The organism is Paenirhodobacter sp., assembly GCF_047600745.1.
Lineage (GTDB): Bacteria > Pseudomonadota > Alphaproteobacteria > Rhodobacterales > Rhodobacteraceae > Rhodobacter.
This window is the reverse complement of the sequence record NZ_JASGKI010000003.1, coordinates 249586-263229: the sequence shown is the minus strand read 5'-3', so window position 1 is coordinate 263229 and position 13644 is coordinate 249586. Positions and strand designations below refer to the sequence as shown.

Here is a 13644-nt window from a genome sequence, read left to right as displayed (position 1 = left end):
GGCGGATCCTTTCAGGCGGCTTTCGCGGGGGCGAGGCCCCGGACGTCGATCTTGCCGGTGACGGCGGCGGAAATCAGGGCGGAGCGGCGTTCTTGCAGCAAGGTGATGGCACTGGCAGCGGTTTCGGTGAGGGTGTCGAGTTGGGCGGTTACCTTTTGCAGATAATCAATAATTTCGCGCTGTTCTTCTCGCGCCGGAACTGGAACCTCCATGGAGTTGAGGTTCCCGATGGTAAGCTGATTGATCGTTGACGTTAAAAATGAGGCGCTCTGGTATTGAAATATTGCTGAATTCATGACAAAATACAGGAAATCATTCATATCCCCGCGAAACATCGTCATAAACGCTCCCCAAGTTTTATTAACCGCCTCGCCCTCTATGACTGCATTTTTCCCGATCAGAGCGCGACTGCCGTTTCTGGAGCAGATTAGGATATCCCCCTGCCGCGCCAAAAGCCTTTCTGGAACAACTGAGGCAACATACACGTTGTCTTCCAAGCAGATCCGACCACCTTGAACGTTGGAAGACCGCAAGACAAGAAGCCCCGCATCATCGACATCATCCGGTGAATAGGTCAATCCAGTAATCGCTTCACCTAGATACTTTAACTTCTGAACCTCCCACCCCTCGGGAATATCCCCCAACCACTCCACGCCCGAGGGTTTGAGGCTTGCATCGGGGTTCAGGCCGCGGGTGACGGCGTGGCTGATGGTGGTCTGACGCTTCTCGGCCAGAAGCGCGATTAGGCGGCGCTGCTCCTCGATCAACCCGTCGATCTTCGCCGTCTCCCGGTCGAGGAAAGCGGCAATGGCCTGTTGTTCGGGGAGTGGGGGGAGAGGAAACCGCAGGTCGGCCATGAACTCCCAGCTAACGCGGGGCATCTTTGATCCATAGGTCGAGCTGTCTATGGTGGAAATCACCGAGGGTGTGAGCAATTCGAGTTGCAGGAACCGGGAAAGCACATCACCAGAGGGCCGGAGAACATGGAAATCGCCTACGGCTTCACCGCCGGCCTCTGCCACGGCCACCTTTGCGAGGTAGGGGCGCAACTTGCCGAACAGAATATCGCCTACGTCGAATGCAACGCCGTTACCCTCAAACTCCGTATCGGTTTCAACGATCCGCCCTGACCAACCCTCTATGTTCTCAAGTGCGATGGGGTTCTGTGTTGTCGTCGCTTTTTCGGTTTGCAATCGCACTATGTGCCGAAGGCGCTTGACCTCCCACCCCTCCGGCACCTTCCCCAGCCACTCAACCCCGCTGTCTTTATACGCCGGATAGGGCTTCATGCCGTCAGCCCCTTCAGCATTTCCTGAATCCGCGCCGTCACCTGCGCAAGGTCGGCGTCGATCTCGGCCAGCGGGCGGGGCGGCTCGAAGACGTAGAAATGCCGGTTGAAGGGGATCTCATAGCCGATCTTCGTCTTGTCCTCGTCGATCCAGGCGTCGGGCGCATGGGGCAGCACCTCGCGCGCGAAATAGGCGTGGATATCCTCGGACAGCGGCACGGTCTCGGTATCGCGCAGGCGCGAGTCGGGCTGCGGCTTGCCCTTCGCCTTGCCGCGCTGGCCAAGGGTGATGGCCCCGTCCTCATCCCGCAGCGGGCGTTCGACGGTGATCTGGCGGAACCCGAAGCTTTCGTTCGGCAGGATGCGCGACAGCGGCGCAAGCCTGACCTTGCCGCCCGCAGGCGCGGCGGGCGGCGCTTCTCCCGCCAGAACGATTTCCCGCCCGATCTCCTTGCCCTCTGCGTCGCTGATCCGGGCGATCTCGGCCTCGGCAAAACTGCCGAACAGCCGGGTGATGGTGGCGATGTCCTCCTCGCCCAGTTCCTTGCGCTTCGATCCCAGCGACTTGCGCATCTTCCGCCAGAAGCCCGAGCCGTCGATCAGCTGCACCTTGCCCTTGCGCGCCGCCGGCTTGCGGTTCGACAGGATCCAGACATAGGTGGCGATGCCGGTGTTGTAGAACATGTCGGTGGGCAGGGCGACGATGGCCTCGACCAGATCGGATTCCAGAACGTAGCGGCGGATTTCGCTTTCGCCCGAACCCGCGCCGCCTGTGAACAAGGGCGAGCCGTTCAGCACGATCCCGAAGCGCGCGCCGCCCTGCTGCGCGGGGCGCATCTTGGACAGCAGGTGCATGAGGAACAGCAGCGACCCATCCGAGACGCGCGGCAGGCCCGGCCCGAAGCGGCCGTAATGGCCCCGGCGCTCATGCTCGGCCCGCACGGTCTTCTCGACCTTCTTCCATTCGACGCCGAAGGGCGGGTTCGACAGCATGTAGTCGAATTTCTGGTCGGGGTGGCCGTCATCGGACAGGGTGTTGCCGAAGTGGATATTGCCGACATCCTGGCCCTTGATCAGCATGTCCGCCTTGCAGATGGCGTAGGATTCCGGGTTCAGTTCCTGCCCGAAGAGCGAGACCGAGGCCGAGGGGTTCAGGTCGGTCAGGTATTCCTCGGCCACCGACAACATGCCGCCGGTGCCCGCCGTCGGGTCGTAGATGGTGCGGACGATGCCGGGTTTGGTCAGGGCGTCGTCATCCTCGGTGAAGATCAGGTTGACCATCAGGCGGATGACCTCGCGCGGGGTGAAATGCTCGCCGGCGGTCTCGTTCGATAGTTCCGAGAAGCGGCGGATCAGTTCCTCGAACACAAGGCCCATCTGGTGGTTGCTGACCTGATCGGGGTGCAGGTCGATGCCCGCGAATTTCTCGACTACCTGGTAGAGCAGGCCCGCGCGGGCGAGCCGGTCGATCTGGGTGTCGAACTCGAAATGCTCGAAGATGTCACGCACCTCAGGCGAGAAGCCGAGGATGTAGCCGCGCAGGTTGAGGGCGATATTGTCCTGATCGCCCACCAGTTTCTTCAGGTCGAGCGGGCTGTCGTTGTAGAAGGAAACGCCCGATTTCTTGCGCAGGAAGGGCGCGGGCGGCATGTTCTGGGATTTGCGCAGGGCGCGTTCGGCCAGCACGGCCTCCTTCGTCGGCGCCAGCACACAGTCGATGCGACGCAGCACCGTGAAGGGCAGGATCACTTTGCCGTAATCCGACTGCTTGTAGTCGCCGCGAAGAAGATCGGCGACCGACCAGAGGAAGGCGGACAAGGCTTGCTGGTTCAATGTGGTATTCCCGATATTTTCCACCACATTGACCAGTTTGGGGCGGCGAGCGCAACAGGAGAGAGCCCGCGATTGTAGCGACTCCAAGTCCCCTGGCGCGGGCAGAAGGGGCCGTTTGACCTGCCACTGAGCTTTCAGCCAATCATGCGGCGGCCGCTGGTCGTTTGCGCCTTTTCGTCGAGCAGCAGAAGATGGGACGGTTGCCGCCCTCCCCAGACGGCATCGCGATGTGCCAAAGTCGTGGTGTTCAACGCCACGCAAAGGCGAGAACGGCCAATGAAGGATACAATGATCGGGGCGGATCTGGCGAAGCGTCTTCCAGCTTCACGACGCCAGCGTGGCCGGGCACTTGAAGTTTAGGAAGAAGGTGACGCGGCCCCAATTCCGAGATTATACGGCGAAGCACGAAGCTGCCATCGCCATGATGGACGTGATGAAATCTGCCTTTATCTTTGCCCTTCCGATCGCGCACGGCTGGAAGCACTGATCTCGGACCGCAATACTGCGCGAAAGATCGTGTGGCTGGCAACGGCGGATTGCTGCGGGACCAGTGAGATCATGCGGCGCGCGCAGACCTCCAAGCCCACGGTCTGGCGCTGGCAAGAACGGTACCTCGACGAAGGCGTGGCCGGACTGCGGCGGGACAAGACCCGGCCTTCGCGGGTGCCGCCGCTGCCACGCGGGATCCGCCTCAAGGTGATCACGAAGACGGTGCGGGAAGCTCCGCCCAATGCCACGCAGTGGAGCCGGGCGCTGATGGCCGAGGCGGTGGGCATTTCGCCATCAGGGACCGGCCGTATCTGGGCTGAAGCGGGGCTCAAGCCGCACCTTACGCGCAGCTTCAAGGTCTCGAACGATCCGCTGTTCGAGGAGAAGGTGACCGAGATCGTCGGTCTCTACCTCGACCCGCCCGAGCGCGGGCGGTTGTGCTCTGCGTCGATGAAAAGTCGCAGATCCAGGCACTCGACCGGATCCAGCCGGTGCTGCCGCTCAAGGAGGGCCGCGCGGCCACCATGACCCATGATCACGACCACCCTGTTCGCCGCGCTCGACGTGAAATCGGGCATGGTGATCGGCGATGGCATGCCCCGGCACCGGGCCAGGGAGTTTATCGCCTTCCTGCGCCGGATCGACCGCGCGGTCCGCAAGCCGCGCGACATCCACCTCGTGCCCGACAGTTACGCTACCCACAAGACGCCCGAGGTCGTGGCCTGGCTCGAAAAACATCCGCGTTTCAGGCTGCACTTCACGCACACCAGCGCCTCATGGAAGAACATGGTCGAACGCTTCTTCGCCGAGATCACGACATGCCGCATCCGCAGGGGAAGCTATTCCAGAGTCGATGATCTCGAACAGGCGATCTACGACTATCTGATCCTTCACAATGCAAAGCCCAAGCCCTTCATCTGGACCAAATCGGCCGAGGATATCCTCAGCCGCGAACGCCGCGCCCTCAAGGCACTCGATGATATCCGCGGAAACAGGTAACAAGCGTCAGACTCGGAACAGTAGGTCTTGCGTTACTTGACGTGCTGGTCATACTGCCGCCCGAACCAGAAAGACCATGGAAATCCATATGAAGCTCTATCCGCCCGATCCCGAAATCACGCTGTATGAGGTCGGGTTTGGCGACGACGATCCTTACAATCGGCGCGAAACGAGCAAGTCTCTTTCCGATCTGGTCGAAAGGATCGAGGATCCGCTCGTCATTACTCTCGACGGTGGATGGGGCTCTGGCAAGACATGGTTTTTGAAACGTTGGGTGGGCGCGCACAGACTGGAGAACGATGGCCGCGCGACCACAGTCTATTTCGATGCCTTCGCCCACGACTTCATGGACGACCCGCTGATCGCCCTGACCGGCGTCATCGGTGATCGACTCCCAAAAAGGGAAGAGAGCAAGGTTTGGAATAAGTTCAAGATGGCAGCCGCGCCGTTCGCCCGCATCGGGCGGGCGGTCGCCATCAGTGCGATTTCAGAACTTGCCGGGTCGATTGCGGGCGCTGCCGCCGAAGCCACCAGCAAGGAGTTCGAAGCTGCCGCGGAATCGTTCTGGAAGCGCGAGGATGGCAAGCGTGCCGCCATGCAGCAACTTCGTGCTGCCCTGATAGAGTTGACAATGACAGAAGCCGAAGCCGATGATGATCCGGTTCCCTTGGTTGTTGTTGTGGATGAACTCGACCGATGCAGACCTGATTACGCGCTGGCGCTTCTAGAGGTCATCAAGCATTTCTTCTCAGTGCCTAATGTTCATTTCGTGCTCGGCGTGAGTTTGGAAGCCCTCGGACACAGCGTTCGAGCGCGATATGGGTTCGGAATAGACGCCGAGCGGTATCTGCGCAAATTTATCTCGGTTTCCTTGCGTCTTCCGGATCGGACGAACGACGAATACGCCGAGCCACTGGCTATATCCTATTTCGAGAGCGTGGCTGAAAGTATGGAAATTAGCAACGACGCCATCCGGCTACTCAAATGCCATCTGGAGATGGCGGCACAAGTCCACGTGCTTACTCTGCGGGATATGAACCAGCTTGTGAGCAGATTGGCACTGGTGAAACCTGGTGTATTCACAACATCATCGCGCGGGCTGGAGGCGGTATCATCGGACGGGTGGAGGGCGGTATTGGCTTCGATGCTCATGTTCCAACTACACGCGCAAGAATTGGAACAAAAGGCATTGAATGGCACCCTGACGTTGCTTGAAGTTCAAAGATTTTATGGGATTGCGCCTGAAACATTGAATTCAAATGACGAATCTCGCCACAGGCATGGAGCGAAAGATATATCCGATTCGTGGGAGTTTGTGATTACAAACGGAGAACAGCCGGAAAAATACCAGAGAGAACGTCTCTGTGAACCCGGCCGCGTGGGGGTTGGGGACGCCAAAAACGTGCCGCGCAATATTCATAGAAAATATCTGGGAAGTTTTGTCCTTCCGGGTTCGCAGTCGTAATCTGTGACGAACCCTTTATGCGCAACCCCATGCTGTTTCGTTGACATCGGGCATGGTTCCAGGACGTCTTGCACTTGAATTCCATGATCGCTTTGTGGGCTGACCGAGTCCGTTGCCTCTCTCGCGGCATTCTGTCGGGGATTGTCCGTTGTCCATATTATCACCGTCAGCGATCGCTTGGCTGAACCGTTATCCCATCGCACTGTATCTAGCGGGTGTCATGGTTCGCGATGCTTAACCGCGAGACACCAAGGGCCGACCCCGCAGTCGTGTTCACTGAAAGCGAGCACTTCGGGCCGCGACAGCATGAGATATCCAATTTTTATTTACGCTCCAGATTTGGGTGATGGTATTTCAACCAGAGATAATAGGCCGAGCGCCCGATCGGGGGCCCCTGCATCGCGGCGAGCGTCTTCCAGACGATCTGCCCGGCTTGTCCGGCCTTGAGCATCCTGGTTGCAACGGCTGCCCGCTCCGGAGTCATCGAATGTGGTCGCCCATGTCTACCTCCCCGCGATCTGGCTCGATGGATTTCTGCGGCAGCTATTGTCGCAGAAATTCGCTTTTCAGCGTCTTTAAGTTTGCGCAGCAGAAAGCAAACGGGGGTGTCGGCGTGGCCCCGGCGCTGCGCATCACCCTCCATAGAAATGCATGGATCTACAAAACGCATCGCATATATCGCGCTCTCGGCCTCTTCACTTAGACATTTCATCATCACCATATCCATCTGTCGTCACGCGGAATTGAGCCTGAGGGCTGGAACGTATGCGGAATATTAGGGTGAACATATCGCCACCTCCGCAAATTTTCGGAAGCAAGGCGAGTATTCACAAAAAAGTGAAATCCCGATCTTGGCGCCAGAAGCCTTCTCCTGCCCGGTGAAAGTTTGAAGGCTGCGCCGCTACCCGCTCTGAGGCGTCAGGACAAAAACCCTTCAGAGACAGTAGTTTCGTCATCCGCTCCGTACGCTTTACTCAGCTATATTGCAGAGCTTTGCTCAGCTAATTCGTTGAGTTATTTTAGTAATTTATGGCGAAGAGCAACCCGCACGGGCGAAAAAAACGAATCATCCTCTTGCGCGACGAATCACTTTGGGCCAAAGGTTCATACTGACCCTCACAGCTCCGCAGGCCCCCGTGTACCAAAATCGTGAACGACATGAGCTTATAAAAATGCGTCTGCGAATCGCGGGATCGTCATTTGCGGATTTGGCGCGGGCCCTTGGGGTGACTCACACAAGTATCAGCGCTTGTTCATTCGGGCGCCGACGCTCTGCGACGGTGCAAAAGGCCATCGCCGACGTCCTGGGCACGACGCCACAGGAACTTTTCCCCGAACGGTATGTAACAGAAAGGAAAACTTCATGAAACGATAAGAAAAAGGCCTTCCGCGCGCCAACGCAAAAAGGCCTCATCCTTCAATCGAAGGTCTGTCAGTAGCCGCGAAACTCCCGACCTGACCTTCATCCCAGAAATCATCACGAAAGTCAACCATCCGATGGCAGGCCGCCGTCGGGCGGAACAGTTCAACCTGATGAAGGAGATGCAGTCGGGTGCGTTGTGGTGACTTTGCTGCCACACGCGCTCGGATTGCCAGCTAAACAATGATCGATCCAACTCTCACCTGCCCACGCGGTCGGGCAGGAAGTCCTGTTCCGCTCTCAAGGGGCTCTTTGCCCGTCCAAATTCAGCCGGGCCACGGCGAAACCGCTGCTTCACTGCTGGGCCGAGCGGCGCGGGCAAACGGCTATGAGCGACTCCAGGACGCATGCACCGATCAGCAGATATCGTTCCGCGATCTCGCCAATGGGCGAAAAGACGAAATTGGCCAGGTCGCTCGGCTCACGGGCGCTGATCCTGACCTCCTCCGATTTCACACGCCCCGCCTGTATAAGCCGGGCTGGTTTGTCCTCGGCCGTGAGCGGATCAAGTTTTCGGCATTCCGCCGCATGGGCGGTCAGATTTGTCCACTCTGCTTGCAAGAGGATAGGAGCGTCCATGGCGATGCCGGGATCTATCAACGTGGGATATGGCAGGTTGCAGCCATTCGCAGTTGTCATCGACACGGTGTCGTACTTGAGCAAAATCGGCTCAATTGTACGACAAGAGAAGCACACGATATCATCCCGCACCTGAGATCATGGGCACCATCGCAGCCTATATCCATTCCTGAAAGCTCACGCGGGCTCGAAAACTATCTGTTCGATCGGATCATGAATGCCCGGTGCCCGGGTTGGATTGACCACTTCGAGTTCCACGTAGTTGCGCTGTTTTGCGAGGCGTTGGGTGTACTTCTGCGATTTGGACCCAATAGCCGCCCCCAGGACCTCTCAGTGCAAGAGTTGATCGAGGCGGGGGCTGTTGGCTTCCAGATATTTCGAGAGGGACCGGTCAGAATTATAGCATGCCTTAAAGAAATTCAGGAGATGGCGGGTACCGATCAGGCGGATTACGGTAAGCTTTACACGCCGCTCCTGACCTGTCTTCGCGAGCGACGTAAAGATGAAGCTTTCGACGAACTGCGCCACCTGGTGCGCGAATTCATCCTTGACAATTTTCATATTCCCGACGGCACTTCCATTCTGGGTGAATTGTCCCACTGCTCGCGAGTATTAACGATCGGAATTGCGGCAAAAGAATCAGATGTCCCAATTTCCCTTCTGAACCGACAACTCTGTATGGTTGGGGCAATTGAGGGAAAGACATCCGATAATACGATCAGCGATCGCGCCACGCTTATCCCGCGTGAAACTATGGACGCCGCCGTCGCCGAGGTTAAAAAACTCAACTCTTTCGCGGTTACGCGCAGTACAATCGGCGCGGATCGATACACGATGGAACGTCTCTGCGGAGATGGGGTGATAAATTTGCACTTCCCGCCCAATGACGATGGCATGCCTGTCTTTCACGAGGACGAAGTGATTCGTTTCGTACATCGCCTTCGCGATGCTGCGGATTGCGGTATCACGCAAGGCTCGGATCATGTGCCGCTGCGAAAAGCAGCGGCGCGGTGCCACTGCACGATTGCAGCATTACTCGCACGCGCCCTCTCCGGTGAATTCCGCCTTACCTCACCGCTTGATGCGCCGTTCAGATTACCGGACTTTTATGTAAATTTAACCACCCTAAACCTGCTACTGTCTGAGTTTCCTCCCGAGTTTGTCACGGCGGCAACAGCCGCCAGGCTGATGGGCGTTAAGCCGGGCACTATTCATGCTCTTGCCGAGGGCGAATTCCTGACCGGAATCATGATGGATCATCGCCTTGCAAACCGCGCGGTTCGTCTTTTCCGACACGCAGACATTGAAGTTTTTGCGAATGAATACATCGTTCTTCGTGCACTTTCTGGAACCAGGAAGGCAAACTTCGAAGAGACACAGCGCTACATCGAAGAGAACAATATTTATCCGCTGCCATTGATCGGCGACAGCCAGAAAATCTTCCAGCGCACCGACATAGAGCGCATCGCCTACCTTCCAGGTGGCGAGCGTTTGGCACGGCTCTTGTTCGTCGATGAAGCGCGGCTTCACGGCCTGTTCTCGAACTGAACGCCTTATCGAAATCTGACAAGAAATCGGTTCTGCCGAATTGCAGTGGTATGAAATATGCATAGTCAATATATCATTGATCATGACGAATGGGCCTATGGTCAGCCCAAGCTAAAATCAGCAGGCAAGGTCGAGTTGGGACCAATCCAAGGGGTTTTGCCATGGACCGGAACGCGCAATCCGCTGACCGCCAGTAGTATCAGCCAAAAGGTGGCGATGAAATACAAAACGGCTAAGAACAATTGGCAACCAAAAGTCGGCTTGGCTGAAAGCCTTGCAGAATTAGCGGTGGCACACGAGGCGTTGATCAACCCCCACATCTATGATGTCGAATTTCAACCTCTGACTTTTTCTTATGTCGGGCCCAGCGGTGGTCCCCGCTGGCATACGATTGACCTGCGTTTTACGTACCGGTCTGGGCTTCGATGCCTCGTTTTTGTCCGCAACGCCTCAAGCCTGGCGAAGCCGAGCGTCGCGGAAGAAATCAGGGCCATCTGGCGGGCCGCACCGGTGCATGAAGCTCACAAGTTTGCAGTTGTCGACGCCGACGCCTATAACCGCGCGCGGCGGGACAACCTCCGCCGCATGCATCAGGTCGTTGCTTTCGAGCCTGATCCGGAAGCCGACGATGCGGTAGCAAAGGTCGCCGAAAATATCCAAAATCTATGGCGTATCAGTGATCTGTTCGGCAGCGCTGATCTTCAGCCTGGGCGGGTTTTCAAGGCCTGCCTGCGCCTGATCGCGAAGAGCGCTCTACAGGCTGATATGGATGCTGTCATTTGTCAGCACTCCCGGATTTGGAGGGCAGAAGCATGACTTTCGAATTTCGCCCCATGATCGCGCCTGGCACCAAACTGGTGCAAAATGGGCGAGCATATATTCTCCATCCTTCTGCTGATGCGATGGTTCGGGCCGAAGAGCTGGAGACCGGGTTTCAGGAGATATGGACATATCAGGAATATTTGCTCAGGGCCAAACACCCGGGAGCGTCGCAATCGGCCGCATATGGTCGGTGCAACGCCGCTTTGGCCCGCATGCGGCGAGGAAATCTCGTCCATCGGGATCAGCTTTCGCGGGAACGAAACGATGAAATCGACTTCCGAAAAGCTCTTGTTTTCGGCGTGGAGGCTCTTGCCGCACGAGGGCAACGCATTCGCGCAAGCTATCTCGATACCCATGAAATTCGCAAAGAGGTTCAGGAAGTCGCACGTCAGCATTATGCTGCGCGACCGATCAGCGTTGCCCCGCGTGGCGGCTCAATTCGTCTCATTGCATCCATGCCAAAAGGACGAACACTATTTGAATACTGGGAGCGGTTTGTTAAATCTGGTTATGATGAAATGGCTCTGGCAGATCAGACGTGGCTACGCGGAAATAGAAGCCCCAGAGTCCATCGTCGTGTGCGAGAACTTATTCGATCAGTCAATCGAAGATGTGGCCCTCGACCTGAAATGTCCAAATGTGGCCTCAGTACATCGTCGACACAAAGATCTGGTTGAGCTGGAAAATGTCCGGCGCGCGGCCAACCGGCTTGAAAAGCTGAGACCGGTTTCGGCCAGAACTGTTTCCACTCATATAAAATCTCTGGGTGTGGCGGTTCTGACAATTGCAAGGGATGGCGAGAGAGCGACGACCAACAATTGCACACGAGGCCGCACTGACACCCAAGCCCTGATGGTTGGTGATCTGGTGGAAATTGACGAATGCAAAATTTCGCTCATTGCAATCGTTCGCCGGGTTGGAATGTGGCAGCGCCTTAGCAGCGAGGAAAAGGCCGCACTCGAAGAACTCAGCGAATACGTCAAAACCAGACTCTGGCTCGTGCTCGCGCTGGATGTCGCAACGCGGATGCCTGTGGGCTGGGTGCTGACGGATGCTCCGGGTGGCGATGCAACACTTGAAGCTCTCCGGATGGCCACCCGCAGTAAGGATCGCGAAAAAATAATTTATGAGTGCGAGCTCGATCCTATGCCACCTATTGGGATTGCCTGCATCCGGAATGACAACGGCTCAGGGCTGCGCAATAGCGCAGTTAAAACAGCGTTGCTGGGCCTGGCTTCTCAGGTCGTCGATGTCCGCGCGTATCATTCGGGAGACAAACCCTATATAGAGCGCATGTTCGGCGGACTGGAAGCCCGGTTGTACAATTTGATTCATGGCTTTACCGGCAATCGCGCCGGTGCGCTCAAAGGATATGATGCGATGAAATCGGCCGCATTTGTGCGTGAAGAACTCTATGCGATGATCACCAAATACTTGATCGACGAATACCCATCCGAACGACACTATGGTACGGATTTTTTCGGTCAACGCCCCATCAAGGTAGCAGAACGCCTCGCAAAAGAAGGCTGGGCCGTGCCGCCTATTTCGCCTCAGGACCGGAGGCTTCATCTCGGGTGGCGCTTCGAGGCGACCATCACCGATGAGGGCGTCAAAGTGTTGGGGCTGCCGTTCAACTCCCCCGAGTTGCAACGTCATCGTGATAGCGAGTGCCGTAAGGTCGCGGTGTACCTCGATCCTGACCGTATCAACGAGGTGACGATCCTGGTCCGCGGCTGCCCAGATCAGATTATGGCTGATCTCAGTTGGTCCGCGATGCGGGACATGACGCTCGCAGAGTATTTGTCCCACGTAGAAGCGGTTCGCGCTGAAGACCCTCTGGATACCAAGGACTTTGATCTGCGCTTGGCGCGCATCCGCAACGAACGTTTCGAAATGCTCCGGCGGGTTGCGATCGAGCGCGACATCCCGTGCAGCTATATGACCCTTTCGGAGGCTCAGGCGAAGGCCGATCGGCTAACGACCGGTATGCATGCGCATCGCCCCGAACATATGCCGGGGACAGTGGCGCCCGGTATGATCGGGAAGCTCGGCGAGTTGCCGGAGGCCTGGGACATTGGTGGAGGGCTGTCACCTGCGATCGAGGGGCAAACTGAAGAAGCTGAAGGACAGCCCGTGCCGTTCGGACGCCCTGATACGAAGGGCAAACTGAAATGACCTTCGTGAACACCACAACTGCCCGGGCCTTCGCCGATCTGCGCGGTGCCCATTACGCCTTCCCCCGCGCAGAGAAGCTGCGCGAGGGGTTTGAATGGATGCTGACGGATTATTGGTCCAAGGCTTCGCTCGGTCGGCGGTTTGAGGCACGCGGCCTGCTGGTGACCGGCCCGTCGCGGACCGGGAAATCGGCGGAAATCGAGCATCTTCTTTCGAAGCTGAACGACGGCGGCACCGTGATGCCAGATGGCAGACCTGCCAAAATTGTCAGCGTCATGCTGGCGGGCACGATGACCTGGAAAGACCTTGGCGTTCATACCCTGCGGGAGGGGCTTCACATGCCGACGCGAGGCAAAATGACCCAGCGGGAAATCTGGGACATGGTGGGGTTTCAGGCACGGGCGCAGGGCGTGCACGGCATTCACTATGACGAATGCCAGCACATCTTCCCCAAGAAAAGCGCCGATGGTCGGGCGATGATCCTCGACAGCTTCAAATCGCTGCTGAAAGGCCCGGATTGGCCGCTGATGCTGGTGCTTTCGGGGGTCGATGAACTGGTCGGACACATCGCCAGCGAAGAGCAACTGGCCTATCTGCTGCGCCCGGTCCAGTTCCACGAAATTCGCCTGCAACGGTCCGAGGATCAGCAGGAGTTGAACAGCCTGTGCTTCGCTTACGCCGACAAGGCCGGCGTAGACTTCTCGAACCTGAGCTCGCTCGACTTCTTTCGCCGCCTGACCTGCGCCTGTGCCAACCGCTGGGGGCTGGCCATCGAGTTGCTGATCGACGCCTGTGTCGCGGCAACGGGCTCCGCCACGACGACCTTGCGACCGGAGCATTTCTGCCGGGCGTTTGCCGCGCGCACCGGCCTCGCGCCGGGATATTCGCCCTTTTCGATCGAGAATTTCGAACCGTTGTTCAAGGGGGAGAAGATGTTCGATCTTTGGGAAAACCAAGGACTGGCAGGACGGCAATGAGTGTCCAAATGACCAGCCGCGCCAGCAGGACGGTTCACCTCCATCGATT

At 57.5% G+C, this 13644-nt stretch carries 9 protein-coding genes and 2 pseudogenes; 8 read left to right on the top strand and 3 right to left on the bottom strand.

The features are described from left to right. Window positions 1–11 precede the first annotated feature (11 nt). Together QM789_RS07815 and QM789_RS07810 are read right to left on the bottom strand one after the other, a co-directional pair. Window positions 12–1289, bottom strand: a complete 1278-nt coding sequence (locus QM789_RS07815) for a restriction endonuclease subunit S (protein WP_420351377.1) — start codon at window positions 1287–1289, stop codon at window positions 12–14. Beyond that, window positions 1286–3121 (bottom strand): type I restriction-modification system subunit M, encoded by a 1836-nt coding sequence (locus tag QM789_RS07810; RefSeq protein ID WP_420351376.1) that lies wholly within the window; start codon window positions 3119–3121, stop codon window positions 1286–1288. Before QM789_RS07810 ends, QM789_RS07815 begins: the two co-directional genes overlap by 4 nt. A 438-nt stretch (window positions 3122–3559) precedes the next feature. On the opposite strand from QM789_RS07810, the pseudogene QM789_RS07805 reads away from it, so the two are divergent. Together QM789_RS07805 and QM789_RS07800 are read left to right on the top strand one after the other, a co-directional pair. Further along, window positions 3560–4609, top strand: a pseudogene (locus tag QM789_RS07805) (IS630 family transposase). A gap of 88 nt (window positions 4610–4697) precedes the next feature. Continuing rightward, window positions 4698–6074 carry a KAP family P-loop NTPase fold protein gene (locus QM789_RS07800; RefSeq protein ID WP_420351375.1) on the top strand — a complete coding sequence of 459 codons (1377 nt, stop codon included), beginning with the start codon at window positions 4698–4700 and terminating at the stop codon, window positions 6072–6074. Window positions 6075–6396: 322 nt separating this feature from the next. Here QM789_RS07800 and QM789_RS07795 read toward each other — a convergent pair whose 3' ends face one another. Further along, complete coding sequence (locus tag QM789_RS07795) at window positions 6397–6801, bottom strand: hypothetical protein (protein ID WP_420351374.1); 405 nt, start codon at window positions 6799–6801, stop codon at window positions 6397–6399. A 445-nt stretch (window positions 6802–7246) separates the two neighbouring features. On the opposite strand from QM789_RS07795, the gene QM789_RS07790 reads away from it, so the two are divergent. The 6 genes and pseudogenes from QM789_RS07790 to QM789_RS07765 all read left to right on the top strand — a co-directional run bounded on the left by QM789_RS07790 (window position 7247) and on the right by QM789_RS07765 (window position 13595). Next, a complete protein-coding gene (locus tag QM789_RS07790) occupies window positions 7247–7441 on the top strand; it encodes a helix-turn-helix domain-containing protein (RefSeq protein ID WP_420351373.1) in 195 nt (64 codons plus the stop codon). 236 nt (window positions 7442–7677) lie between these two features. Further along, window positions 7678–8091 (top strand): annotated as a pseudogene (locus tag QM789_RS07785) (TniQ family protein); the annotation flags it as partial. A 315-nt stretch (window positions 8092–8406) separates the two neighbouring features. Beyond that, complete coding sequence (locus tag QM789_RS07780; protein WP_420351510.1) at window positions 8407–9621, top strand: hypothetical protein; 1215 nt, start codon at window positions 8407–8409, stop codon at window positions 9619–9621. A 57-nt stretch (window positions 9622–9678) separates the two neighbouring features. Next, on the top strand, window positions 9679–10437 hold the full coding sequence (locus tag QM789_RS07775; RefSeq protein ID WP_420351372.1) for a hypothetical protein: 759 nt from the start codon (window positions 9679–9681) through the stop codon (window positions 10435–10437). Window positions 10438–10707: 270 nt separating this feature from the next. Further along, entirely contained in the window at window positions 10708–12618 is a 1911-nt protein-coding gene (locus QM789_RS07770) for a hypothetical protein (protein ID WP_420351371.1), read from the top strand. Further along, entirely contained in the window at window positions 12615–13595 is a 981-nt protein-coding gene (locus QM789_RS07765) for an ATP-binding protein (protein ID WP_420351370.1), read from the top strand. Before QM789_RS07770 ends, QM789_RS07765 begins: the two co-directional genes overlap by 4 nt. The last annotated feature ends 49 nt before the right edge of the window (window positions 13596–13644 follow it).